This window comes from Mesorhizobium sp. B2-7-1 (assembly GCF_006440735.1).
Classification (GTDB): domain Bacteria; phylum Pseudomonadota; class Alphaproteobacteria; order Rhizobiales; family Rhizobiaceae; genus Mesorhizobium.
This window is the reverse complement of sequence record NZ_VFUA01000101.1, coordinates 1-24,332: the sequence shown is the minus strand read 5'-3', so window position 1 is coordinate 24,332 and position 24,332 is coordinate 1. Positions and strand designations below refer to the sequence as shown.

Sequence of the window (24,332 nt, the reverse complement as noted above, 5' to 3'; positions counted from 1 at the left end):
GGTGAAAGGACCACGAGAGCTGGTCCTGGCTGATATCCCATACATAATTCCCTACCGCGTTGTCGGCGGCGAGATCGAGATACTCACGGGGATGCATGCGGCCCAGCGACGGCCGCGCCAGTTCCAGACGCCACCGCAGGCCTTTGTCTGAAGGCTTGAAACGCCCGCGGCAATCGTCTATATCAGCCTCAAATTCTTGGTCGGTATGACGAAGAGTGGGTCCACCCGGTCCCGCTCTTTTTTGTTACCTGCCCGCCGGAAGCGAAAAAGCGACAGGGATCTGATGACTGCAGCGGCAAGCGAGGCCGACGACCGTATCATCCGCGAAAGCGGCATCGATGCGCGCATTGCGCTGATCGTGCAGCCGGTGCTCAAGGCCATCGGCTTCCGACTGGTGCGGGTGCAGTTGACCGGCCAGAATGGGCTGACGCTGCAGATCATGGCCGAACGCGAAGACGGCACCATGACCGTCGAGGATTGCGAAGAGGTCAGCCGCGCGGTGTCGCCGGCGCTCGATGTCGATGATCCGATCGAAAAGGCGTATCATCTCGAAGTCTCGTCGCCCGGCATCGACCGGCCGCTGGTGCGCAAGTCGGATTTCACCGCCTGGACCGGCCATCTGGTCAAGCTTGAAACGTCGGTTCTTGTCAGCGATCGCAAGCGCTTCAAGGGCAAGATTGCCGAGGCTGACGCCGATGGCATCCTTATCGAGCGCGACAAGGCTGCCTATGGCGAAGAGCCGACGGTGCGCGTGCCTTTCGACGCGATTGCCGAGGCCCGGCTGGTGCTGACCGACGATCTCATCCGCGATGCCCTGTCGAAGGACAACCGGGCGCGCAAGGAAGCCAAGAAACGCCGCGGCGAAGCGGAAGACGCCGCCGAGGAAAACGAAACCGAACAGGAAAGTTGATAGCGCCGCCGGGCTGGATGTCCGAGGCGAAATCGGGAGAAAGACAATGGTTGTAAGCGCCAACAGGCTTGAACTGCTGCAGATCGCCGATGCGGTCGCGCGTGAAAAGTCGATCGATAAGTCGATCGTCATCGCCGCCATGGCCGATGCGATCCAGAAGGCGGCGCGCTCCCGCTATGGCCAGGAGACCAACATCCGCGCCGACATCAACCCGAACACCGGCGAGATGAAGCTGCAGCGGCTGATGGAAGTGGTCGAGAAGGTCGAGGACTACGCGACGCAGATCGCGCTTTCCACGGCGCGCGAGCGCAACCCCGATGCCCAGCTAGGCGATTTCATCGCCGAGCAGCTGCCGCCGATGGATTTCGGCCGCATCGCCGCCCAGTCGGCCAAGCAGGTCATCGTGCAGAAGGTGCGCGAAGCCGAGCGCGACCGCCAGTATGACGAATACAAGGACCGCATCGGCGAGATCGTCAACGGCACCGTCAAGCGCGTCGAGTACGGCAATGTCATCGTCGATCTCGGCCGTGGCGAGGCGATCATCCGCCGCGACGAGCTGATCCCGCGCGAGAACTACAAATATGGCGACCGCGTTCGCGCCTATGTCTATGACGTGCGCCGCGAGCAGCGCGGCCCGCAGATATTCCTGTCGCGCACGCATCCGCAGTTCATGGCCAAGCTCTTCACCATGGAAGTGCCGGAAATCTACGACGGCATCATCGAGATCAAGTCGGTCGCCCGCGATCCGGGCTCGCGCGCCAAGATCGCTGTCATCTCGCGCGATTCCTCGATTGATCCGGTCGGCGCCTGCGTCGGCATGCGCGGCAGCCGCGTCCAGGCGGTGGTCGGCGAGTTGCAGGGCGAGAAGATCGACATCATTCCGTGGTCGCCTTCGGCCGCTTCCTTCATCGTCAACGCGCTGCAGCCGGCCGAGGTCGCCAAGGTGGTGCTCGACGAAGATGCCGAGCGCATCGAAGTGGTGGTGCCGGACGATCAGCTGTCGCTGGCCATCGGCCGCCGCGGCCAGAACGTGCGCCTGGCCTCGCAGCTCACCGGCTGGGATATCGACATCCTGACCGAGCAGGAAGAGAGCGAGCGTCGCCAGAAGGAATTCGTCGAGCGTTCGGCGCTCTTCATGGAAGCACTCGACGTCGACGAGATGGTCGGCCAGGTGCTTGCCTCCGAAGGCTTCACCAGTGTCGAGGAAGTCGCCTATGTCGACTCGGGCGAAATCTCCTCGATCGACGGCTTCGACGAGGATACCGCTTCGGAAATCCAGACCCGCGCCCGCGAATATCTGGAAAAGATCGAGGCCGAGCACGACGAAAAGCGCAAGGCGCTGGGCGTCAAGGACGAGCTGCGCGAGATCCCCGGCGTCACCACGGCCATGATGGTGACGCTCGGCGAGGACGGCGTGAAGACGATCGAGGATTTCGCCGGCTACGCCGCCGACGATCTGATCGGCTGGAAAGAGCGCAAGGACGGCGAGACCAAGGTCTTTCCGGGCGTGCTCGCCAGCCATGGCGTGTCGCGCGCCGATGCCGAGCAGATGGTTCTGGCCGCCCGCCTCAAGGCTGGCTGGATCAGCGAAGACGAGCTTGCAGCCGAAGAAGTCGCGGCTGACGAAGCTGTTGGTGCGTGAGGTGAAACCGCATCGCACACAACCCGACCCAGGAAGAGATGAACGATCGCACTTGCATCGTTACGCGCAGGCAGGCCGAAGCGGATGAACTGATCCGCTTCGTCGTCGGCCCGGATTCGGCCGTCGTTCCGGACATCAAGAGAAATCTGCCCGGCCGCGGTTGCTGGGTCACCGCCGATCGCCTACATATCGAGAAGGCAGCGGCGAAGAACCTGTTTGCCCGTGCTTTCAAGGCACAGGTGACCGTTCCAGCCGATCTCGGCGGCATGGTCGACGGGCTGCTCTCCAGAACCGCTCTGGGCATGCTTGGCCTTGCTCGCAAGGCTGGCGCCATTGTTCTTGGCGCCACCAAGGTCGAGGCTGCGGTGCGCGACGGGCAAGCGCTGCTGGTGCTGCATGCGGCCGAGGCCTCGGACGACGGTGTCCGCAAGATCAGCCAGGCGCGGCGGGCAACCGTTCATCTCGGCGGCCCCGTCATCCTTGCCTACAAACTTTTCTCCGAGGCCGAGTTGAGCTTGGCATTGGGGGGTACAAATGTGATACATGCTGCCGTCCTCGCGCAGGACGCGGGACAGGCGGTTGAGAAGCGCGTTGTTGCGCTCGACCGATATCGGGGCGGTACCCCGAACGATCTGGCAATGCTTGCGGCCGTTGCTGACGAAGATGATGCCGCAGAGGATATGGAATGAGCGATACGAAATCGGGCGACGACAAGACGTTGAGCGTTACGCCGAAGAAGACCTTGACGCTGAAGCGCCCCGGTACCGAGCAGGGCACCGTGCGCCAGAATTTCTCGCATGGCCGCACCAAGCAGGTCCAGGTCGAGATCAAGAAGCGCAAGTTCTCGATGCCCGGCGACAAGCCGGAACCGGTGGCTCCGTCCGTCTTCACGCCGAAGCCCGCCGCTGCTGCCCCTGTTGCCGCCGCGCCTGTCGTGCAGGAAGCGCCGAAGGCGCCGCCCCCGCCGTCGTCGGAGCGTTCCGGCATGGTCCTGAACGAACTCTCGCGTGGCGAGATGGAAGCGCGCCGCAAGGCGCTGGAAGGCTCCAAGGCCCGCGAGGCCGAGGATCGCCAGCGCGCTCAGGAAGAGGGCAAGCGCCGCGCCGAGGAAGAGGAACGCCGCAAGCGCGAGCGTGACGAATCCGCGCGCCGTCAGGCCGAGGAAGAAGCGCGTCTGCAGGCCGAGGCAGAGTCGCGGCGTCGTGCCGAGGAAGAGGCTCGCCGTCGCGCGCCGCTGGCCGCCGACGTCGCCACGGTTGACGACGAGGAGGGGGCCAAGCCGAGGCGCACCGGCGCCGGCGGTGGCGCAGGCGCCAGCGCGCCCGCCCGTCGCCTTGCGACGCCGGAAGTGGCGCGGCCGGCCAAGCCGACCAAGGGCGAGGAAGACCGCCGCCGCGGCAAGCTGACGCTGAACACCGCGCTGTCGGACGAAGATGCGCGCGCCCGTTCGCTGTCGTCGATGCGTCGCCGCCAGGAAAAATTCAAACGCGCGATGCACAATGAGCCGCGCGAGAAAGTCATGCGCGAAGTGATCCTGCCCGAAACCATCACCATCCAGGAACTGGCGCAGCGCATGTCCGAGCGCGCCGTAGACGTGGTCAAGTTCTTCATGAAGCAGGGCCAGATCCTGAAGCCGGGCGACGTCATCGACGCCGACACGGCCGAACTGGTTGCTTCCGAATTCGGCCACACGGTCCGCCGCGTCGCCGAGTCCGACATCGAGGAAGGCCTGTTCAACATCGCCGACCGCCCGGAAGACCTGGTCTCGCGTCCTCCGGTCGTGACCATCATGGGCCATGTCGACCACGGCAAGACCTCGCTGCTCGACGCCATCCGCAACGCCAATGTCGTCTCCGGCGAGGCTGGTGGCATCACCCAGCATATCGGCGCCTACCAGATCGAGAAGAACGGTCAGAAGATCACCTTCATCGACACGCCCGGCCACGCCGCCTTCACGGCCATGCGCGCCCGTGGCGCCCAGGTCACCGACATCGCGGTGCTGGTGGTGGCGGCTGACGACGCCGTGATGCCGCAGACGATCGAATCGATCAGCCACGCCAAGGCGGCCGGCGTGCCGATCATCGTGGCCATCAATAAGATCGACAAGCGCGACGCCGACCCGCAGAAGGTGCGGACCGAGCTGCTGCGTCACGAAGTGTTCGTCGAATCGATGGGTGGCGAGGTGCTGGACGTCGAGGTTTCGGCGACCAAGGGCACCAATCTCGACAAGCTCCTGGAAGCGATACTGCTGCAGGCCGAAGTCCTCGACCTCAAGGCCAACCCGGACCGCACCGCCGAAGGCGCGGTCATCGAGGCGCAGTTGGACAAGGGCCGTGGCCCCGTCGCCACCGTGCTGGTGCAGACCGGCACGCTGATGCCGGGCGACATCATCGTCGCCGGCAACGAGTGGGGCCGTGTGCGTGCGCTCGTCAACGATCGCGGCGAGCATGTGCCGGAAGCGCCGCCGGCGATGCCGGTCGAGGTGCTTGGCCTCCAGGGCACGCCGCAGGCGGGCGACCGCTTCGCCGTCGTCAACAACGAGGCCCGCGCCCGTGAGATCACCGAGTACCGCCAGCGCCTGGCGCGCGACAAGGCGGTGGCCCGGCATGCCGGCCAGCGCGGCTCGCTCGAGCAGATGATGTCACAGCTGCAGACGAGCGGGCTGAAGGAATTCCCGCTGGTCATCAAGGGCGACGTGCAGGGTTCGATCGAGGCGATCAATGCCGCCCTTGAAAAGCTCGGCAATGACGAGGTGCGCGCGCGCATCGTTCATGCTGGTGCCGGCGGCATCACCGAAAGCGACGTCTCGCTCGCCGAGACGTCCGGAGCGGCGATCATCGGCTTCAACGTCCGCGCCAATGCGCAGGCGCGGGCGGCCGCGGCCGCCGCAGGCATCGAGATCCGCTACTACTCGATCATCTACAACCTCGTCGATGACGTGAAGGCGGCCCTTTCGGGCATGCTTTCGCCAGAACGGCGCGAGACCTTCATCGGCAATGCCGAGATCCTCGAGATCTTCGACATCTCCAAGATCGGCAAGATCGCCGGCTGCCGGGTCACCGAAGGCAAGGTCGAGCGTGGCGCGGGTGTTCGCCTGATCCGCGACAACGTCGTCATCCACGAAGGCACGTTGAAGACGCTCAAGCGCTTCAAGGACGAGGTTGCCGAAGTGCCGGGCGGTCAGGAATGCGGCATGGCCTTCCAGAACTATGAGGACATGCGCGTTGGCGACGTCATCGAGTGCTTCCGCATCGAGATGGTGACCAGAACGCTCTAAATTCGGTATGCTTGCCGAAATGAAACGGGCGGCGGCCGAAAGGCTGCCGCCCAGATCCCTTATGCATGTTGAGACATGTCGCGCGGTCCCATCCCGCGCTTCACGATTTCAGGACCGAAGAAAATGCCCCGTTCGACTACATCAGGCCCCTCCCAGCGCATGCTGCGCGTCGGCGAGCAGGTTCGTCACGCTCTCTCCGAAACCTTGCAGCGCGGCGAGATCATCGATCCGGTGATCGAAAACAGCGTCGTGTCTGTGTCCGAAGTGCGCATGTCGCCAGATCTGAAGATCGCCACCGCCTTCGTGTCGCCGCTTGGCACTGGCGATGCCGGCGCGGTGATCGAAGCGCTCAACAGGCATGCGAAGTTCATCCGCGGCCGTGTTTCCGGTGCGCTCAGGCAGATGAAGTACATGCCGGAGTTCCGCTTTAGGCTCGACACGTCCTTCGACAATTTCGCGAAGATCAATGAACTGCTGAAATCGCCCGAAGTCGCGCGCGATCTCGGCGACGGCAAGAACAACGACAAGGACGAGGAATAGGTGGCGCGTCGCGGCAAGAAGAAGGGACGGCCGGTCTCCGGCTGGGTGGTGCTGGACAAGCCGGTCGGCATGGGCTCGACCGAGGCCGTCTCCAAGATCAAATGGCTGTTCCAGGCCGAGAAGGCCGGTCACGCCGGCACGCTCGATCCGCTTGCCTCCGGCATGCTGCCGATCGCGCTCGGCGAGGCGACCAAGACCGTTCCTTATGTGCAGGACGGTGCCAAGATCTACCGCTTCACCGTCGCCTGGGGCGAGGAGCGCTCGACCGACGATCTCGAAGGCCCGGTGACCAACAGCTCCGACCGTCGCCCGGCCGAGGCCGAGGTGAGGACGCTGCTGCCGAAATACACCGGCGTCATCATGCAGACGCCGCCGCAATTCTCGGCCATCAAGATCGCTGGCGAGCGCGCTTATGACCTTGCCCGCGAGGGCGAGACGGTCGACATCCCTGCGCGCGAGATCGAGATCGGCCGCCTCGACATCGTCGAGCACGGTGCCGACAAGACCGTTTTCGAGGTCGAATGCGGCAAGGGCACCTATGTGCGCTCGCTGGCTCGCGACATGGGCCGCGACCTCGGCTGCTTCGGCCACATCGCCGAATTGCGCCGCGTCGAGGTCGAGCCATTCACGCCGCAGGATTTCGTCACGGTTGCCGAGCTGGAAGCCGCCCGCTTCGGCGACAGGACAGAGCCGAATCCGGACGAGGCCGAGACGCCGGTCGATTTCAGCGCCATCGACGCACTGCTTGTCGAAACGGCGGTTGCGCTCGACTGCCTGCCGCAGGTCGCCGTCAGCGACGACGCGGCGACGAAGATCCGCCTCGGCAATCCCGTCATCATTCGCGGCCGCGACGCGCCGGTAGAGGCCGATGAGGCCTGCGCCACCGCGCGCGGCAAGCTCATCGCTATCGGCGCCATCGAGCAGGGCATGTTCAAGCCCAAGCGGGTCTTTGCCGGGTGAATCCGTTCGTCTAAGCTCTGCTCAGCGCCGACGCTTCAGGGATCTCATGGCCAAGACCGATACGGGCAAGAAAAGGGCGGCGCTGAAAACCCGTCGACCACCGGTCGGGGCGTCTCCCGGCACGCTTATCGCCGATCCTTCGGCGCGGCGCAGCGAGCTTCGGCTGACGCTGATCTCGCCCGAGAAATACAAGACCATCGACAATGCCTCGATCGATGATCTCAACGCCCATTGCGAGAAATGGCCTGTCGTCTGGCTGGACTGCACGGGCCTCGCCAACATCCCGCTGATCGAGGAGATCGGCCGCATCTTCAACCTGCATCCGCTGGCGCTGGAGGATGTCGTCAACACCGGACAGCGGCCCAAGGTGGATTTCTTCGAGGATCATGCCTTCGTCATCATGCGGATGATCGACGATGTCACCTCGCACCGTTACGAGCAGATCGCGCTGTTCTTCGGCGGCAATTTCGTCGTCACCTTCCAGGAGCGCGAAGGCGATCCGTTCGATCCGGTACGCAAGCGCATTGCGGGCGCGATGCCCAACCGGCTGCGTTCGCGCGGCGCAGACTATCTCGCCTATGCGCTGATCGATGCCATCGTCGACAGCTATTTCCCGCCGATCGAGGCGGCGAGCGAACTGGTCGACGGCATCGAGGACGATATGCTGAACAAGCCGCACAAGCATCAGATGCGGCAGCTGCATGAGCTCAGGCGCGACGCCAACGTGCTGAAGGGCGTGCTGTGGCCGATGCGCGACGCGCTGGCGACGCTGATCCGCAACGACGTGCCCTTCGTGAAGGCGGAGACCAAGATATTCTTCAACGACACGCTCGATCATTCGCTGCGCCTGATCGAGCTGGTCGAGAACCAGCGCGACATGCTCACCGGCCTGATCGAGATGCATGTCTCGCTGACCCAGGCCCGCACCAACGACGTCATTTCCTATCTGACGATCGTCTCGGTGATCTTCATGCCGCTGACCTTCCTGGTCGGCGTCTGGGGCATGAATTTCGATCCGGAAACCTCGCCCTGGAACATGCCCGAGCTGAAGGCCTATTACGGCTATCCCGCCTCGCTGGTGTTCATGGCGGTCGTCGCGGTCGGTTTGATCGCGTTCTTCAAGTGGAAGAAGTGGCTCTAGCCTTTGAATTCTCCTAAAGCGCGTCGCGATCTTTCAGATTCGCTCCTTGCGCTTTAGGCTTTTGATTTTGCGCATGTCTTTGCCCCGAAACCGGTTCCCACTTTCGGGAGACATGCTTTGGTTTTCGCAACCAGAACCTGCGACAAGCCGGCTTGACAATTGGGCTGGTGTTTTTCCCGGAATTGCACTATATGCGCCGCAGCTTCGCGCCCTGACGCGTCGCTTGCACTGGCCCCTGCTGGACGACATCCCGGCTGTGGGCGCCCCGTTTCCTCCAACAGATAAGGAAAAGCACGATGTCGATCACTGCCGATCGCAAGAAGGAATTGATGACCGAATACGCAACCGCCAAGGGCGATACCGGATCTCCGGAAGTCCAGGTTGCCATCCTTTCCGAGCGCATCAAGAACCTGACCGAGCACTTCAAGGACCACAAGAAGGATAACCATTCCCGCCGTGGTCTGCTTGCTCTGGTCTCCCAGCGCCGCAGCCTGCTTGACTATCTCAAGCGCAAGGATGACGCGCGCTATCAGACGCTGATCGACAAGCTCGGTCTCCGTCGCTGACGAATTGACCGGCGGGCTCTCGAAGGGGGCCCGCCGGTCGCGCATTGGCGCATCGGATGGTCCGGTGCCTCGATGCTGGAAAAGTAAATTCCCCTCCGCGCATGGCGCGTTCCGGAAACAGTGGTTTCCGGCGTCATGCGCAAGGCCGACCAATCGGCCAATCGGGTTCCGGACTTGCAGAGGGCTATCCGGAACCGCCCATGGACGGTCATGGGGCAGGATTGCAGGATGCTCGCTCGGCTCTTGAGCCGGACTTGAACGAGCTTCCCGTTGTCTTGCCCGTGGCTGCCCGAAGGAAGCCAGGAAAGGGAGAACCCGCGACCGTTAAGACGGTGCGGCCCTTTCCGCATATGAAGGACAAGATATGTTCAATCAACACAAAGTGGAAATCGAATGGGGCGGCCGTCCGCTCATCCTCGAAACCGGCAAGATCGCGCGCCAGGCTGACGGCGCGGTGCTCGCCACCTATGGCGAGACCGTCGTTCTCGCCACCGTCGTCTCGATGAAGGAGCCGAAGCCCGGCCTCGATTTCTTCCCGCTTACCGTCAACTACCAGGAAAAGACCTACGCCGCCGGCAAGATCCCGGGCGGCTACTTCAAGCGCGAGGGCCGTCCGAGCGAAAAGGAAACGCTGGTTTCGCGCCTGATCGACCGTCCGATCCGCCCGCTTTTCGCCGACGGCTACAAGAACGACACCCAGATCGTCGTCACCGTCGTCCAGCATGATCTCGAGAACGATCCCGACATCCTGTCGATCGTCGCCACCTCGGCCGCGCTGACGCTTTCGGGCGTGCCCTTCATGGGCCCGATCGGCGGCGCCCGCGTCGGCTACATCAACGGCGAATATGTGCTCAACCCGCATATCGACGAGATGCAGGAATCCAAGCTCGACCTCGTCGTCGCCGGCACCACCGACGCCGTGCTGATGGTCGAATCCGAAGCCAAGGAACTCTCCGAGGACCTGATGCTCGGCGCCGTCGTGTTCGGCCATAAGAGCTTCCAGCCGGTGATCGATGCGATCATCAAGCTGGCAGAAGTTGCCGCCAAGGAGCCGCGCGACTTCAAGGCGCCGGACTACTCCGCGCTGGAAGCCGAGATGCTGAAGATCGTCGGCGACGAGCTCAGCAATGCCTACAAGATCACCGACAAGCAGAAGCGCTATGCTGCGGTCGACGCCGTCAAGGCCAAGGTCAAGGCGGCGTTTGCTCCGGCCGAAGGCGAGGAAGCCAAGCACACCTCAGAGCAGATCGGCTCGGTGTTCAAGGAGCTTCAGGCCAAGGTCGTGCGCTGGAACATCCTCGACACCGGCTCGCGCATCGACGGCCGTGATCTCAAGACCGTTCGCAAGATCGTTTCGGAAGTCGGCGTCCTGGCGCGCACCCATGGTTCGGCGCTCTTCACTCGCGGCGAGACCCAGGCGCTGGTCGTCGCCACGCTGGGCACCGGCGAAGACGAGCAGTATGTCGATTCGCTGACCGGCATGTACAAGGAGAAGTTCCTCCTTCACTACAACTTCCCGCCCTACTCCGTCGGTGAGACCGGCCGCATGGGCTCGCCGGGCCGCCGCGAAATCGGCCATGGCAAGCTCGCCTGGCGCGCCATTCGCCCGATGCTGCCCTCCGCTGACCAGTTCCCCTACACGTTGCGCGTCGTCTCCGAGATCACCGAGTCCAACGGCTCGTCCTCGATGGCCACCGTCTGCGGCACCTCGCTGGCGCTGATGGATGCCGGCGTGCCGCTGGCAAAGCCGGTCGCCGGCATCGCCATGGGCCTGATCAAGGAAGGCGAGCGTTTTGCGGTGCTCTCCGACATCCTCGGTGACGAGGACCACCTCGGCGACATGGACTTCAAGGTCGCCGGCACCGCCAACGGCGTCACCTCGCTGCAGATGGACATCAAGATCGATGGCATCACCGAGGAAATCATGGGCATCGCGCTTGCCCAGGCCAAGGACGGCCGCCTGCACATCCTCGGCGAGATGGCGCATGCGCTATCCGGCGCCCGTGCCGAGCTCGGCGAGTTCGCGCCGCGCATCGAGGTCATGCACATCCCGACCGACAAGATCCGCGACGTCATCGGCTCCGGCGGCAAGGTGATCCGCGAGATCGTCGAGAAGACCGGCGCCAAGATCAACATCGAGGACGACGGCACGGTCAAGATCGCTTCGGCGAACGCCAAGGAGATCGAGGCGGCGAAGAAGTGGATCCACACCATCGTCGCCGAGCCGGAAGTCGGCGAGATCTACGAAGGCACCGTCGTCAAGACGGCCGACTTCGGCGCGTTCGTCAACTTCTTCGGCCCGCGCGACGGTCTCGTCCACATCTCGCAGCTCGCCAATGAGCGCGTTGCCAAGACCTCGGACGTCGTCAAGGAAGGCGACAAGGTCTGGGTCAAGCTGATGGGCTTCGACGAGCGCGGCAAGGTCCGCCTGTCGATGAAGGTCGTCGACCAGGCGACCGGCAAGGAAATCGCTCAGGATAAGAAGAAGTCGGAAGGCGAGGAAGACGCCGCCTGATCGGGGTCTGACTGATAGAATTGAGACGGGCGTGCCGTAAGGTGCGCCCGTTTTGTTTGAAGGCTGGAGTAGATGGTCGCGGAGCCGCTGAAAACGCTGTTCTATCCATTTGAGGCCGAGGCGCTGCCTCTGCCGCGAAAGGATGCCCGCGTCCTTTTTCTGGGCGCTGAGCCTGGTTTCCGCTTGCCCGCCGGCTTCGATGCGACGCTGCATCTGGCGCAAGGTTTCCGGTCGCATTTTCGCGCCCTGCAGGCCTTGGGCCGTGATGTGACGCCGCGGGCGGAAGGGCAGGACTACGACATGGCTCTCGTGCTCGCCGGCCGGCATCGCGGGCAAAATGAGGTGCGCATCGCCGAAGCTGTCGAGCGCGTCGCACGGGGCGCGCCTGTCGTCGTTGCCGGCAGCAAGGACGACGGCGTCGACAGCCTGCGCAAGCGGATCAACGGGCTGGCGCCGCTCGAAGGCCATCTGCCGAAGCATCACGGCGTTGCCTTCTGGTTCCGGCGAACCGGCACGAACACGGCCGCGACGCTGCGCGCCGGCAACCCCGACCTTGTCGTCGAAGGCGGCTTCAAAACCGCGCCCGGCATGTTTTCCTTCGATCGGATCGATGCCGGTTCGAAACTGCTCGCCGCGAACCTGCCTGACGATCTCAAAGGCAATGTTGCTGATTTCTGCGCCGGCTGGGGTTATCTGGCGGCGGAGGTCCTGCAGCGCTCGCACGGCCTCACCGCGCTCGATCTCTATGAAGCGGATTTCGAAGCGCTGGAAGCATCCAGGCTGAACGTCCATGGCGCCATCGAGCCGCGCTTCTTCTGGACCGATCTTCTCACCGAAGCGGTCGACCGGCGCTACGATGCGATCGTCATGAACCCGCCCTTCCACAGCGGCCGTGCCGCCGAGCCCGGCATCGGCGCGGGCATGATCCGCGCCGCGTCGAAGGCGCTGAAGCCGGGCGGTCGCCTGTTCATGGTGGCGAACCGCCAGCTTCCCTATGAGCAGGTGCTTTCGGCAGCCTTTGCCAGCCATGCCGAGATCGCCCGCGACGGAATGTTCAAGGCGCTTTCGGCGCGCCGCTAGCAATTCAAGGAAAAGTGCGAAGCGGTTTTCCGTCCGGAAAAGCGGCGCTCGCTCTACTGCACGCTGACGATGCGGGCCGGCTCATGCGTGCCGAAGGCGGGCCGCGCTTCGCCGAGCTCGATCTTGAGCGGCGCCGGCCGGCCGAACAGATAGCCCTGCACCACCTCGCAGCCGGCCGCTCGCAGCAGGGTGGCCTGGTTCTCGGTCTCGACGCCTTCGGCGATGATGCTGACGCCCAGCGCCCGCGACAGGCCGACAATGGTCGAGACGATCGCCCCGGAGTTGGAGTCGGTATCGATGCGGCTGACGAAGGAACGGTCGATCTTCAGCTTGCCGAAGGAGAAATCGATCAGGTAGCTCAAATTGGAATAGCCGGTGCCGAAATCGTCGACGGCCACCGAAATGCCCATCTCGGCAAGCTGCTCCAGGATCGCCGCGGCGCGGTCGCGATCCTGCATCATCGCCGTCTCGGTGACCTCGAGCTCCAGCCGCGACGGCTTGATGCCGGTCGATTCCATCACCTCCCGCACAATGCCGACGAAATCCCTGGTCATGAACTGAACCGGCGAGATGTTGACGGCGACGAAGCAGTCCTCCGGCAGGTACCGGGCGTCGCTGCAGGCCTTGCGCAGCACCCACTCGCCGATCGGATTGATCATGCCGGTTTCCTCGGCGATCGGAATGAATTCCATCGGCGGGATCATGCCGCGCTCCGGATGCTTCCAACGGATCAGCGCCTCATAGCCGACGACGCGGCCGCTCGGCAGGTTGAGTTGCGGCTGATAGTGGAGGCTGAAGTCGCCGCGGTCGAAGGCGGTCTTCAGCTCCGACTCGATCCACTGCCGATAATCCGCCACGCGGCCCATGTCGGCGTGGAAGACGGACCAGTTGCCGATGCCGCTGGCGCGCGCGTTCTGCAGCGCCAGGTTCGAGCGGCGAAGGATCAGCACCGGGTCGACGCCGTCCTTCGGCATCGCCACGATGCCGACCGACAGGCTGACCGACTGCAGATGGCTCTGCAGCTGATAGGGCTCCATCATCTCGTTGATGAGCTTCTCGATGAGCCGCTCGATCGAACCCCTGATGTCGCGATCCGGCAGCAGCACGCCGAATTCGCCAGCGCCGATGCGCCCGATCACCGCGTTCTTCGGCATGTTCTCCTTCAGCCTGCTGGTGAAGGCGCGGATCAGTTCGTCGCCCTGGCTGTAGCCGATGGCGTCGTTGATCTGCTTGAAGCGGTCGATATCGATGTCGATCAGGAACACCGGCTCGCCGGTTCGGATCGTCCCGGAGGCGGCCTCGGCTATCTTGCCGACCATGGCCTGGCGCGCCAAAAGGCCGGTCAACTTGTCGAAATGGGTTTCCTTGAAGACATAGGCCACCGATTCATCGACGCCGGCGAAGAACGACAGCGCGGCACCGCCGGCGGCCAAAGCGCAGAGCGCGGCGATGACGCCGGCCATCGTCTCGGCTGGCATGCCGGCCATGCCGTCGCCGAAGCCGAACCGCAACCCCCATAGTCCAAGGATGAAGCTGCCCATGCCCGAGCTGGCGATGGTGATCAGCCGGAACAGCGGAGTCCGTTTGGGATTGCTGACTGCAGGCATGCATGGTCCCTAGATTACGGGGCCTTATAGCGGAAATCTCCTTAAAATGAGTTTCCGCCAATGCATCCAATTTTACTGGAACGCTACTATCGCAGCCGCAAACTATTCGCGCGTGCCGTCGTTCTGCTTCAATTCCTCCAATGCCGGCATCGAAACGATGTGATAGCCGGAATCTACATAGTGGATTTCGCCGGTGACGCCCGACGACAGGTCGGAGAGCAGGTAAAGCGCCGAGCCGCCGACTTCGTCGATGGTCACCGTGCGCCGCAAAGGCGAATTGCGCTGCTGGTAGGAGAACATATGGCGGGCGTCGGACACGCCGGAACCGGCCAGCGTCCGCACCGGCCCGGCCGAGAGGCCATTCACCCTGATGCCGCGCGGGCCGTAATCGTTGGCAAGGTAACGCACGCTGGCCTCCAGCCCGGCCTTGGCGACGCCCATGACGTTGTAGTTCGGCATCACCCTGACCGAGCCGGCATAGGTGAGCGTGATCATCGAGCCGCCATTGCCCATCAGCGCGGCGGCGTTGCGGGCGATCTCGGTGAAGGAATAGCAGGAGATCACCATGGTGCGCACGAAATTGTCGCGGCTGGTGTCGGCGTAAAGGCCCTTCAGCTCGTTCTTGTCGGAAAAGCCGATGGCGTGCACCACGAAATCCAGCCCGCCCCAGGCCTTGCCGAGGGTCTCGAAGGTCGCGGTGACCGAGGCGCTGTCCTCGACGTCGCAAGGCACGATCAGTGAGGCTCCCACCTTCTCGGCAAGCGGCTTGACCCGCCGCCCGAAGGCGTCGCCCTGGTAGGTGAATGCCAGTTCCGCTCCATGCTCCGACAGCTTCCTGGCAATGCCCCAGGCAATCGAATGGTCGTTGGCGACACCCATGACAAGCCCGCGCTTGCCCTTCATCAACCCTTCCATGCCTTGGCAATCCTTATGAAAAACGCCGTCTTATGCGGCATAGCGCTGGAAAATCAGCGTTGCGTTGGTGCCGCCGAAACCGAAGGAGTTGGACAGGACGGTGTCGATCCTGGCGTCGTCGATGCGCTTGCGCACGATCGGCATGCCCTCGAATTCCGGGTCGAGCGCCTCGATATGGGCGCTTTCGCCGATGAAGCCGCCCTGCATCATCAGGATCGAATAGATCGATTCCTGCACGCCGGCCGCGCCCAGCGAATGGCCGGTGAGCGACTTGGTCGAGGTGATGTAAGGCATCTTGTCGCCGAACACCTCGCGGATGGCGCCCATTTCCTTGGAATCGCCGACCGGCGTCGAGGTGCCGTGGGTGTTGATGTAGTCGACCGGGGTCGAGACGGTGGCAAGCGCCTGCCGCATGCAGCGCATCGCGCCTTCGCCGGACGGAGCCACCATGTCGTAGCCGTCGGATGTCGCGCCGTAGCCGACGATCTCGGCATAGATCTTGGCGCCGCGCGCCTTGGCGTGCTCCAGCTCTTCCAGCACCAGCACGCCGGCGCCGCCGGCGATGACGAAGCCGTCGCGGTTGACGTCATAGGCGCGCGAAGCGGCCGACGCATTGTCGTTGAACTTCGACGACATGGCGCCCATGGCGTCGAACAGGTCCGACATCGTCCAGTCGAGGTCCTCATGGCCGCCGGCGAACATCACGTCCTGCTTGCCCCATTGGATCAGCTCATAGGCATTGCCGATGCAATGCGCGGAGGTCGAGCAGGCCGACGAGATCGAATAGTTGACGCCGTGGATCTTGAACCATGTGGCCAAAGTGGCCGACGCGGTCGACGACATCGCCTTCGGCACCGCGAACGGGCCGATTCGCTTGGGGCTGTTGTTCTTGATCGTGGTTTCTGCTGCTTCGACGATGGTGCGGGTCGAAGGCCCGCCGGACCCCATCACGATGCCGGTCCGCTCATTGGTGATGTCGCTTTCACTTAAGCCGGCATCGGCGATCGCCTGGTCCATGGCGACGTGGTTCCAGGCAGCGCCCTGGCTGAGGAAGCGCATGGCGCGGCGATCGATCATCGGGGTGGGATCGAGCGTCGGCGCGCCCCAGACCTGGCAGCGGAATCCGTGTTCGGCGAAGGAATTGGAAAAGCTGATGCCGGATTTGGCATCGTAAAGCGAGCTCTGCACCTCGTTGGCATTGTTGCCGATCGACGACACAATGCCGAGCCCTGTCACTACGACCCGTCTCATTCGCAACTCCTTCCGGCGTATTCAGGCGAAAAACCTAGCCGGTTTTCACCTGTGATCATACGCAAATAAACTGACGTGGCGTCCATTGGCTACGCGGACGCCGTGGCGAAAAACGATCAGGCGGCCGACTGCTTGGACAGGCCGACCTTCAGATCCGTCGCCGCGTATATGGGTTCGCCATCCGCCTTGAGCCAGCCATCGGCGATGCCGAGCACCAGGCGGCCGCGCATCACGCGCTTGAAGTCGATGCCGTATTCGACCTTCTTCACCGACGGCGTCACCATGCCCTTGAACTTCACCTCGCCGGTCGACAGCGCCATGCCCTTGCCGGGTTCGCCCAGCCAGCCGAGATAGAAGCCGGTCAACTGCCACATGGCGTCGAGGCCGAGGCAGCCCGGCATGATCGGGTTGCCGATGAAGTGACAGGCGAAGAACCACAGGTCCGGCTTGATATCGAATTCGGCGCGGATGAAGCCCTTGTCGAAAGCGCCGCCTGTCTCGCTGATCTCGGTGATGCGGTCGAACATCAGCATCGGTGGGTAGGGCAGCTGGGCGTTGCCCGGCCCGAACAGGTCGCCGCGGGCGCAGGCAAGCAGTTCTTCGTAGTCGTAGCTGGACTTCTGACCCGCCATCAAATTTCTGTCCCCGTGTTCTTCGCGGGCGGCAGGGCGCCCTTGTCGTTGGTTTCCTAACACACTCTGTTTGCGGCCGGAAACCGGCGTTTGCGCTTAACCCGTGCGCCTGCCCGGGTCAATGCGCGCTATTGATCGCATTCGGACTACAGAATATATGTCGATCGGTGTCCGGGTTTGGCTTTTGACGTCTTTTTGCCATTCTGGACCTGTTGATGGGCTGGGCAACAAGCTTCGAAGCGAAGATGGATTCGGGCTACCGGAAGGAAAATGTCGCTGTGGACAAGCGGGTTCGCGAAGCCGGCCTGAGGCCGACGCGTCAGCGCATTGCGTTGGCCGATCTGCTTTTCGCCAAGGGCGACCGCCACCTTTCGGCCGAGGAACTGCACGAGGAGGCGATCGCCGCCGGCGTGCCGGTTTCGCTGGCGACGGTCTATAACGCGCTCCATCAGTTCACCCAGGCCGGCCTGCTGCGCATCCTGGCGGTGGAAGGCTCGAAAACCTATTTCGACACCAACACGTCCGACCATCATCACTTCTACGTCGAAGGCGAGAACCGGATTTTCGACATCGAAAGCGGACCGGTCACCGTCTCCAACCTGCCGGCGCCCCCGGAAGGCATGGAGATCGCCAATGTCGACATCGTGGTGAGATTGCGCCCCAAACGCTGCGATTGATCCGTCGACTATGCGCCCGGTCGACCTGATTGTCCGGTTTGAATGGGTCACCGTCGCTGCGTTGGCTATCGTTTGCTACGCAATGTCCAGCTTTTCCTGGTGGCTGTTTGCGCTGCTCATCCTCGCGCCGGACCTGTCGATGCTGGGCTACCTCGCCGGGCCGCGCTTCGGCGCCGTCACCTACAATGCCTTGCATATCCTGATCGCCCCGCTCGTCCTTCTGCTTGCGGGCGCGTTGCTCGCCGGCCCGGTCACGACCGCCGTGGCGCTCATCTGGATCGCGCACATCGCCATCGACCGTGCCCTCGGCTACGGCCTCAAGCTGCCCACCGGTTTTCAGGACACGCATCTCGGCCGTATCGGCCGCGACCGGGCGGCAGGTTAGGGTGTGTCGAGATTCGGGTCAGGCCCTAGTTCTTGACCTTCTCACCCGGATAAGCGCCCCACACCTGCGACTGGGCCATCCAGCCGGTGTGGCCGTCGAATGTCATCTCGCACCATTGGCCGTCGCATTTCTTGATCGAGCCGATCACGCCCGGCTCGATGATGGCGACGACGCCAGCATCCTTGTCGGGTTCGTCGAGCAGGTTGATTCGCCCGCCCTTGCCGCGCTGCCAGGGGGCGACGATCGCGGTACGGTGCCCGGAGAGCAACGACTGGTTGATCCAGCCTTCCGAGCCGTCGGCATCGCGCACGCGGCGCCAGGTGTCGAATTCCTGGATGACTTCCATCGGCAGGCCGGCCTTCATGTACATCCAGTTGACGGAATAATTGGCGCCAGGGCCGACGCGCGAATTGACGCGGGCCGGTTTCAAGCTGACGAAGCGCGGCAGCGGCAGGCCGCTGGGCCCGAGCGTTATGGTTTGCGCCGGCGCGGCCGCGCTCTGTGCGAATGCCTGCGGTGCGCAAAGCAGGGCGCCGAGAATGGCTGCGCTGAAGGCCAGGCGAAGCGACGCGAAACCAGACACTTTCGTTCCTTTCGGCGCCGGTCCGTCGGGACGGGCGCCCCTTTTTCTTTGTCTTCGGCGGCACCGCTTGTTACAGGAGTGGGCTGATGCCGCGATTGGCTGCAAGTTTCGCCGGTCTTGGTTAAAGAGGTCTCAACGAGATCGGTTTCGAGAGCATGATCCCGAAAAGTGGGAACCGGTTTTCGGAAAAGATCATGCTCCAAAAAAGAGTGGGATCAGGATGACGATTCAACGAGACGTCATCCTGATCCAGCAAGCTTCGGGGATAAAATGGCAGGCAAAAAACGGCCCCTCGTCGTCATCACGCGCAAGCTGCCCGATCCGGTCGAAACGCGCATGCGCGAGCTGTTCGACGCAAGGCTGAATGTCGAGGATCGGCCGATGACCCAGCCGGAGCTGGTTGCGGCGGTCAAGGAAGCCGATGTGCTGGTCCCCACCATCACCGACCATATCGATGCCGCGCTGATCGCCCAGGCCGGCGAGAACCTCAAGCTGATCGCGAATTTCGGCAACGGCGTCGACAAGATCGATGTCGCGGCGGCCGCCAAGAAAGGCATCACCGTCACCAACACGCCGAACGTGCTGACAGAAGACACTGCCGACATGACCATGGCGCTGATGCTCGCCGTGCCGCGCAGGCTGGCCGAAGGCGCCAACGTGCTGACGGGCGAGAAGAAATGGGCCGGCTGGTCGCCGACCTGGATGCTCGGCCGGCGCATCTGGGGCAAACGTCTGGGCATCGTCGGCATGGGCCGCATCGGCACCGCGGTCGCCAGGCGGGCCAAGGCTTTCGGCCTGTCGATCCACTACCACAACCGGCACCGTGTGCTGCCGGCGGTCGAGGAAGAACTGGAGGCGACTTATTGGGAAAGCCTCGACCAGATGCTCGCCCGCATGGACATCATCTCGGTCAACTGCCCGTCGACGCCGGCGACGTTCCACCTGCTGTCCGGTCGTCGCCTCGCGCTGATGCAGCCTTCGGCCTATATCGTCAACACCGCGCGCGGCGACATCATCGACGAGGAATCGCTGGTCAAGCTCATCCATGACGGTAAGATCGCCGGGGCCGGCCTCGACGTCTACGAGCACGAGCCGGCACTGAACACCAAGCTCTTGAAGCTTACCGCCAAGGGCAAGGTGGTGCTCTTGCCGCATATGGGCTCGGCCACGCTCGAGGGCCGCATCGACATGGGCGAGAAGGTGATCATCAACATCCGCGCCTTCTTCGACGGCCACCGCCCGCCGGACCGCGTCCTGCCGCTCAGGACCTGAAAGGTTTAGACGGCCACGGTAACGGCGCCATCCGCGGCGACTTTTGCTGTGGTTTCGCGATAGGTATCGAACTCGCCGCGTTCGAGCCGCACCGCCATAGGCGTTTCCCAGCCCATCTCCCGGGCGACGATCAGGCCGAGCAGCAGGATGGCGTCCGGCTCGTGCAGCACCAGGGCGGCCGGCGCGCGGCCGTTATGGACAAGCTCCATCAGCACGGCCGAGGCGGATGAGGAACCGATCGTGCCCGGCAGGAACAGCACCCGGCCGGCTATGACTTCGCCATGCTGCGGGTGGCGGACATCGGCGATGCGGCCGGTCTTCGGGTCGACGCCGCCCCAGAAGCTGATCGGCGCCGTCAGCACCAGCGCTTCGCCTTCGCCGGCCTTGCCCGGCACCAGGATTTCGGCTGCAGCGCTCATGCGGCGATCTCCGTGAAGACCGGCCTGCCGAGCACCGCGCTTTCGACGCAGTCGGCGAGCGAGGCGTAGAGCACCGCATAGCCGGTGTTGCCCGGCGCGTAATGCGCGAACTTGCCCGAATTGGTCATCAGCACGCCATTGCCGAGCTCTGGCATGATCGGCGTCACCACCACGCATGTATCGGCGACGATGACGACACCGCTGGCTTCGAGCCTCTTTCGCCCGCCGTCCCGCTCCAGCAAGGCGAGCGCGTGACGGCCGGTGCAGGCATAGATCGGGACAGTGAGCCGTCTGCCCGCGATGAACCGCTCCAGCATGTCGAACTCGGCAGGCGACAGATGCGGGCTGCCGATCGCCACCGCGTCGATGGTCTTGGCCGCTGCCGCGGTCGACAGGCCCGCGCGGGCCTTGGCAACCATCTGAGGCGTCACGCGGATCACCGCTTCCGGTTCCGGTCCGGCCAAAATGGTTTCGATGTCGGGCGCCTCGGGCGTCACGCCGGCAATGTGGAACAGGCCGACCGCACCGGACGATGCGGCCGCGGCGCCGAAGGCTTTCAGCGCGTCTTCGCCGGGATGACCGGCCACGCCGGTGACGACACCGATCGCATTGCCCACCTCGCGGCCATAAAGGCTGCCCAGCACCGGCCAGGCGATCTCCGAGGTGAGGAAGGATGACGAGAGGTCCGAGACATCGAAAACAAGCCTTGCACGGCGGTTTTCGGGCCGATGCAGACCATAATCCGGCGCGCGGCCGACAATCGCGCAGGCAATGTCGAGAAAATCGCCGTAGCGGTTGGTGCGCGCGCCCAGCACCGAGTTGCAGAACACCACGGCGTTGGACTCGCCCCAGGCCACGTCGCTGCCGAGTGCAGGCCTGTGTCCGGCCTGGTAGGGCGCGCAGGTCCAGCTCTGCTCGCAGCCGAGCTTGCGATAGGCCTCCATCATCCGCCGCGCCATGCCGCGCTGCGGCTCTTCCAGGCGAATGCGCGAGCAGCCCATCAGGTCGAGCGCTCCGACATTGAGCGTCGAACGCACCGCGACCTTCGCGCCGCCGTCAACGAGCCTCTCGGCAAACAGCGTGCCGGAATCGCCGTGGTACAGCGCGCCGTCGATATGGGTGGAGGCAATCGGGATCAGCCGCGGCGCGCCGAGCAACCTGGCGCTTTCGGCAACGATGCGCATTGCCATGCCCGCGCCGTCCTGGCGGGCGGCGATCGCCTGTTCTTCCGGGCTGAGTGAAAGGCTCAAGACAGCACCTTGCGCATTGTGATGGAGGTCGGCCTGTCATAGCCCTCATGCGCCGTGCGCTCGGTTTCCCGAAAGCCGAGCCGGGCGAAGGCTGCATGGTTTGCAGTGAGTTCGATACGGGTCTGCAGCTCGATTGCATCCTTGCCGCGTTCGCGGGCAAGATCTTCCACAGCCCGCATCAGCCGGGTTCCGATGCCTTGGCCTTGACGTTCTGGCCCGACCGCGAGCTTGCCGGCATAGAAATCCTGCGCCCGCTCCAGGGCAAAGACGCAGCCGACGATGCGGTCGTTCTCGATGGCCAGAAATCCCGCCTCCCGCTTCGCCTTCTCGGCAAGGCCGTCAGCGGTCAAAAGATGCGCCGATGACGGCGGATCGATGACGCCGTCCATATAGGCGAAGGCGCGCCGGATCAGCGCGAGCAAGTGGTCCCACCGGCCGAAATCCGCGGCAAGGCGAACCATGGAGATGCCGACGCTCTGGTCCATGCGCTCACACGGCCTTGTAGCGGATGGTGTCGAAACGGGCCGTGAGCCCGTCATAGAGCAGCAGCCGGCCGATCAGCGGCTCGCCTATGCCGGTGATCAGCTTGATCGCTTCCATCGCCTCCAGCGTGCCGATGACGCCCGTCAGCGCGCCGACGATGCCGGCAACGGCGCAGGACGGCACCAGTCCTTCGGGCGGCGCCTCCGGGAATAGGTCGCGATAGCTAGGGTTGCGCTTGCCGTCGGCGCCTGTCTCGAACGGTTTCAACACCGTCACCGAGCCGTCGAAGCGACCGACGGCCGCGGTGACGAGGGGTTTCTTCTCATTGGCGCAGGCATCGGCGACCGCGTAGCGCGTTTCGAAATTGTCCGAGCCATCGACAACGACATCGTAGCGGGCGACGAGGGCAGGGGCGTTTTCTTCCGTTAGCCTCAAGCGATGCGCTTCCACCGCCACATTGGGGTTGATGCGCATGATCGCCGCCGCGGCGCTGTCGGTCTTGGCCATGCCGATCGTGTCGCCGCCATGGATCACCTGCCGCTGCAGGTTGGACAGCGAAACCGTGTCGTCATCGACGATGCCGAGCGTGCCGACACCGGCGGCGGCAAGATATTCCAGCACCGGCGCGCCGAGCCCGCCGGCGCCGATCACCAGCACCCGCGCCCGTTTCAGCTTCTGCTGGCCTGGCCCGCCGATCTCGGGCAGCACGATGTGGCGGGCGTAGCGTTCGAGCTCTTCGTCGGTGAGGGCGGCGGCAGTGGTCATGGCTGGACCTTATCGCGGGCGGAAAACCTTGTCAGCAAGCGCAAGGCGAAGCCTTGTGGTCCACACGCAAGGCAAAAGGTTTGGCAGGACGCATGGCAAGGCCTTGTGGCGCGGTGCCGAAGTAGCTTCGCGGGCTAGCCGGTCAGCCCGACGCTGCCATGATCCACCGTCAGGAACTGTGCTTTGCCTTCAAGGCTCGAGAACAGCGCGGCATCCGTGCCGGTCATGAAGGCCTGGCAGTTCAGCTCCTCCAGGATCGAAAACAGCGCCGCGCGCCGGCCCGCGTCGAGATGCGCGGCGATCTCATCCAGGAGAAGGATCGGCGTCAGGCCCGACATCTCGCCGGTCAGCCTGGCATGCGACAGGACGATGCCGACCAGCAGCGCCTTCTGCTCGCCGGTCGAACAGAGCTCGGCCGGCATCGACTTCGGCTGGTGCCGCACCACGAGGTCGGAACGATGCGGGCCGTCCAGCGTGCGGCCGGCGGCGCGGTCGCGCTCGCGTCCATTGGCAAGCGCTGCGCGATAGCGTTCCTCGACATCGACTGCGGGTGCGCTGCCGAGCGCGCTCTCCAGATCGCCGGCGAGGCTGATGTCGGCCTGCGGAAACGGCCCGCTGCCGGGCAACCTGTCGATCATGGCGGCAAGCAGCCGAACCAGCTCGGCCCGCGCCGCGGCGATCGCGACTCCGGTCTCGGCCATCTGCGTCTCGATCGCGTCGAACCAGGCGCCGTCGCGGGAGCCTTCGGTAAGCAACCGGTTACGGCCACGCATGGCTTTCTCATAGTCGAGCGCACGCTGGCCATGGCCGGGGTCGATCGCCAGCACCAGCCGGTCGAGGAAGCGGCGGCGGTCCGCCGCCGGGCCGGGAAACAATCCGTCCATCGCCGGCGTCAGCCACACGACCCTCAGCCATTCCAGCATATCCTCGGCCGATCGCGCCGGCGCGCCGTTGATCCGCACCTTCCTGCCGCCTTCGCCTGCGGCATCGCCGCCGGAAATGCCCGTGCCGATCTCGACCTGGCCTTCCGGTCCTTCGATGCGCGCATGCAAGGCGAAGCCGCCATCGCCGCCTTCGCGTGCCACATCCGCATAGGGTGCGCGGCGCAAGCCCCGCCCTGGCGTCAGGAACGAGATCGCTTCCAGGAGATTGGTCTTGCCGGCGCCGTTGTCGCCCGACAGCACCACCGCGCCGGGCGCAAGCTCAAGCGACAGCGCCGCGTAATTGCGGAAATTCGTAAGTGTAAGCTTACTTAGATGGCTTTGCTGCCGAAGCTGTCTGGCATCCGCGGTCACGACGACACATCAGGCCGGCTAGAGCAATTCCAGGAAAAGTGCATAGCGGTTTTCCGTCCGGAATTGCGCCGAACCAAAGAGCAATTCCAGGAAAAGTGAATAGCGGTTTTCCGTCCGGAATTGCGACAGACAAAAGCGCAATTCCAGGAAAAATGCACAGCGGTTTT

General features: G+C 64.0%; 23 protein-coding genes. 13 read left to right on the top strand and 10 right to left on the bottom strand.

Going from position 1 to position 24,332, the window contains the following annotated elements; translation table 11 throughout:
* Positions 1-283: 283 nt before the first annotated feature.
* The 10 genes from rimP to FJ471_RS27590 all read left to right on the top strand — a co-directional run bounded on the left by rimP (position 284) and on the right by FJ471_RS27590 (position 12,631).
* Entirely contained in the window at positions 284-910 is a 627-nt protein-coding gene (gene rimP / locus FJ471_RS27635; RefSeq protein WP_140807886.1) for a ribosome maturation factor RimP, read from the top strand.
* A gap of 46 nt (positions 911-956) precedes the next feature.
* Positions 957-2,552, top strand: a complete 1,596-nt coding sequence (gene nusA, locus FJ471_RS27630) for a transcription termination factor NusA (protein ID WP_140807885.1) — start codon at positions 957-959, stop codon at positions 2,550-2,552.
* 11 nt (positions 2,553-2,563) lie between these two features.
* Entirely contained in the window at positions 2,564-3,241 is a 678-nt protein-coding gene (locus FJ471_RS27625) for an RNA-binding protein (protein ID WP_281408549.1), read from the top strand.
* Positions 3,238-5,829 (top strand): translation initiation factor IF-2, encoded by a 2,592-nt coding sequence (infB, locus tag FJ471_RS27620; protein WP_140807883.1) that lies wholly within the window; start codon positions 3,238-3,240, stop codon positions 5,827-5,829. The genes FJ471_RS27625 and infB overlap by 4 nt, the downstream gene beginning before the upstream one ends.
* Before the next feature lie 123 nt (positions 5,830-5,952).
* Positions 5,953-6,369, top strand: coding sequence for a 30S ribosome-binding factor RbfA (rbfA, locus tag FJ471_RS27615; RefSeq protein WP_140807882.1), 417 nt, complete (start codon positions 5,953-5,955; stop codon positions 6,367-6,369).
* Complete coding sequence (gene truB, locus FJ471_RS27610) at positions 6,370-7,329, top strand: tRNA pseudouridine(55) synthase TruB (RefSeq protein ID WP_140807881.1); 960 nt, start codon at positions 6,370-6,372, stop codon at positions 7,327-7,329.
* 46 nt (positions 7,330-7,375) lie between these two features.
* A complete protein-coding gene (corA, locus tag FJ471_RS27605; protein ID WP_140807880.1) occupies positions 7,376-8,470 on the top strand; it encodes a magnesium/cobalt transporter CorA in 1,095 nt (364 codons plus the stop codon).
* Positions 8,471-8,724: 254 nt separating this feature from the next.
* Positions 8,725-9,036, top strand: a complete 312-nt coding sequence (gene rpsO, locus FJ471_RS27600; RefSeq protein WP_281408548.1) for a 30S ribosomal protein S15 — start codon at positions 8,725-8,727, stop codon at positions 9,034-9,036.
* A gap of 364 nt (positions 9,037-9,400) precedes the next feature.
* Complete coding sequence (gene pnp, locus FJ471_RS27595; protein ID WP_140807879.1) at positions 9,401-11,551, top strand: polyribonucleotide nucleotidyltransferase; 2,151 nt, start codon at positions 9,401-9,403, stop codon at positions 11,549-11,551.
* Positions 11,552-11,623: 72 nt separating this feature from the next.
* Entirely contained in the window at positions 11,624-12,631 is a 1,008-nt protein-coding gene (locus FJ471_RS27590; RefSeq protein ID WP_140807878.1) for a class I SAM-dependent methyltransferase, read from the top strand.
* A 53-nt stretch (positions 12,632-12,684) separates the two neighbouring features.
* Here the strand turns inward: FJ471_RS27590 and FJ471_RS27585 are convergent, their stop codons facing one another.
* From FJ471_RS27585 to fabA, 4 genes are all read right to left on the bottom strand, one after another.
* Complete coding sequence (locus FJ471_RS27585; protein WP_140807877.1) at positions 12,685-14,238, bottom strand: bifunctional diguanylate cyclase/phosphodiesterase; 1,554 nt, start codon at positions 14,236-14,238, stop codon at positions 12,685-12,687.
* Between the two features lie 102 nt (positions 14,239-14,340).
* Positions 14,341-15,153: an enoyl-ACP reductase FabI gene (gene fabI, locus FJ471_RS27580; RefSeq protein WP_140807876.1), complete on the bottom strand. Its 813-nt coding sequence runs from the start codon at positions 15,151-15,153 to the stop codon at positions 14,341-14,343.
* A gap of 30 nt (positions 15,154-15,183) precedes the next feature.
* On the bottom strand, positions 15,184-16,404 hold the full coding sequence (gene fabB / locus FJ471_RS27575; protein ID WP_140807875.1) for a beta-ketoacyl-ACP synthase I: 1,221 nt from the start codon (positions 16,402-16,404) through the stop codon (positions 15,184-15,186).
* A 116-nt stretch (positions 16,405-16,520) separates the two neighbouring features.
* On the bottom strand, positions 16,521-17,036 hold the full coding sequence (fabA, locus tag FJ471_RS27570; protein ID WP_140645328.1) for a 3-hydroxyacyl-[acyl-carrier-protein] dehydratase FabA: 516 nt from the start codon (positions 17,034-17,036) through the stop codon (positions 16,521-16,523).
* A 245-nt stretch (positions 17,037-17,281) separates the two neighbouring features.
* Between fabA and irrA the strand changes: the two genes are divergently transcribed.
* Positions 17,282-17,713, top strand: coding sequence for an iron response transcriptional regulator IrrA (gene irrA / locus FJ471_RS27565; protein ID WP_140645394.1), 432 nt, complete (start codon positions 17,282-17,284; stop codon positions 17,711-17,713).
* A 10-nt stretch (positions 17,714-17,723) separates the two neighbouring features.
* Entirely contained in the window at positions 17,724-18,098 is a 375-nt protein-coding gene (locus FJ471_RS27560; RefSeq protein WP_140807874.1) for a DUF4260 domain-containing protein, read from the top strand.
* Positions 18,099-18,123: 25 nt separating this feature from the next.
* Here FJ471_RS27560 and FJ471_RS27555 read toward each other — a convergent pair whose 3' ends face one another.
* Positions 18,124-18,681 carry an SH3 domain-containing protein gene (locus FJ471_RS27555; protein ID WP_140807873.1) on the bottom strand — a complete coding sequence of 186 codons (558 nt, stop codon included), beginning with the start codon at positions 18,679-18,681 and terminating at the stop codon, positions 18,124-18,126.
* Positions 18,682-18,951: 270 nt separating this feature from the next.
* On the opposite strand from FJ471_RS27555, the gene FJ471_RS27550 reads away from it, so the two are divergent.
* The gene (locus FJ471_RS27550; protein WP_140807872.1) at positions 18,952-19,953 is read left to right on the top strand and encodes a D-glycerate dehydrogenase; all 1,002 of its coding nucleotides are present in this window, start codon (positions 18,952-18,954) and stop codon (positions 19,951-19,953) included.
* A 5-nt stretch (positions 19,954-19,958) separates the two neighbouring features.
* On the opposite strand, the gene FJ471_RS27545 is transcribed toward FJ471_RS27550, so the two are convergent.
* The 5 genes from FJ471_RS27545 to recF form a co-directional block, all read right to left on the bottom strand.
* On the bottom strand, positions 19,959-20,372 hold the full coding sequence (locus FJ471_RS27545; protein ID WP_140807871.1) for a DUF126 domain-containing protein: 414 nt from the start codon (positions 20,370-20,372) through the stop codon (positions 19,959-19,961).
* On the bottom strand, positions 20,369-21,622 hold the full coding sequence (locus tag FJ471_RS27540; protein WP_140807870.1) for an aconitase X catalytic domain-containing protein: 1,254 nt from the start codon (positions 21,620-21,622) through the stop codon (positions 20,369-20,371). The genes FJ471_RS27545 and FJ471_RS27540 overlap by 4 nt, the downstream gene beginning before the upstream one ends.
* Positions 21,619-22,107, bottom strand: coding sequence for a GNAT family N-acetyltransferase (locus FJ471_RS27535; RefSeq protein ID WP_140807869.1), 489 nt, complete (start codon positions 22,105-22,107; stop codon positions 21,619-21,621). The genes FJ471_RS27540 and FJ471_RS27535 overlap by 4 nt, the downstream gene beginning before the upstream one ends.
* 4 nt (positions 22,108-22,111) lie before the next feature.
* The gene (locus FJ471_RS27530; protein ID WP_140807868.1) at positions 22,112-22,870 is read right to left on the bottom strand and encodes a molybdopterin-synthase adenylyltransferase MoeB; all 759 of its coding nucleotides are present in this window, start codon (positions 22,868-22,870) and stop codon (positions 22,112-22,114) included.
* Between the two features lie 134 nt (positions 22,871-23,004).
* Complete coding sequence (recF, locus tag FJ471_RS27525) at positions 23,005-24,165, bottom strand: DNA replication/repair protein RecF (RefSeq protein WP_140807867.1); 1,161 nt, start codon at positions 24,163-24,165, stop codon at positions 23,005-23,007.
* Positions 24,166-24,332: the final 167 nt, after the last annotated feature.

Coding starts and splice junctions, on each gene's coding strand:
- fabA (WP_140645328.1), bottom strand. CDS start 17,036: ATGGCGGGTCAGAAGTCCAGCTACGACTACGAAGAACTGCTTGCCTGC.
- FJ471_RS27585 (WP_140807877.1), bottom strand. CDS start 14,238: ATGCCTGCAGTCAGCAATCCCAAACGGACTCCGCTGTTCCGGCTGATC.
- FJ471_RS27535 (WP_140807869.1), bottom strand. CDS start 22,107: ATGGACCAGAGCGTCGGCATCTCCATGGTTCGCCTTGCCGCGGATTTC.
- fabB (WP_140807875.1), bottom strand. CDS start 16,404: ATGAGACGGGTCGTAGTGACAGGGCTCGGCATTGTGTCGTCGATCGGC.
- FJ471_RS27560 (WP_140807874.1), top strand. CDS start 17,724: ATGCGCCCGGTCGACCTGATTGTCCGGTTTGAATGGGTCACCGTCGCT.
- FJ471_RS27530 (WP_140807868.1), bottom strand. CDS start 22,870: ATGACCACTGCCGCCGCCCTCACCGACGAAGAGCTCGAACGCTACGCC.
- irrA (WP_140645394.1), top strand. CDS start 17,282: ATGGATTCGGGCTACCGGAAGGAAAATGTCGCTGTGGACAAGCGGGTT.
- rimP (WP_140807886.1), top strand. CDS start 284: ATGACTGCAGCGGCAAGCGAGGCCGACGACCGTATCATCCGCGAAAGC.
- pnp (WP_140807879.1), top strand. CDS start 9,401: ATGTTCAATCAACACAAAGTGGAAATCGAATGGGGCGGCCGTCCGCTC.
- rbfA (WP_140807882.1), top strand. CDS start 5,953: ATGCCCCGTTCGACTACATCAGGCCCCTCCCAGCGCATGCTGCGCGTC.
- corA (WP_140807880.1), top strand. CDS start 7,376: ATGGCCAAGACCGATACGGGCAAGAAAAGGGCGGCGCTGAAAACCCGT.
- infB (WP_140807883.1), top strand. CDS start 3,238: ATGAGCGATACGAAATCGGGCGACGACAAGACGTTGAGCGTTACGCCG.
- FJ471_RS27590 (WP_140807878.1), top strand. CDS start 11,624: ATGGTCGCGGAGCCGCTGAAAACGCTGTTCTATCCATTTGAGGCCGAG.
- FJ471_RS27550 (WP_140807872.1), top strand. CDS start 18,952: ATGGCAGGCAAAAAACGGCCCCTCGTCGTCATCACGCGCAAGCTGCCC.
- nusA (WP_140807885.1), top strand. CDS start 957: ATGGTTGTAAGCGCCAACAGGCTTGAACTGCTGCAGATCGCCGATGCG.
- fabI (WP_140807876.1), bottom strand. CDS start 15,153: ATGGAAGGGTTGATGAAGGGCAAGCGCGGGCTTGTCATGGGTGTCGCC.
- FJ471_RS27545 (WP_140807871.1), bottom strand. CDS start 20,372: ATGAGCGCTGCAGCCGAAATCCTGGTGCCGGGCAAGGCCGGCGAAGGC.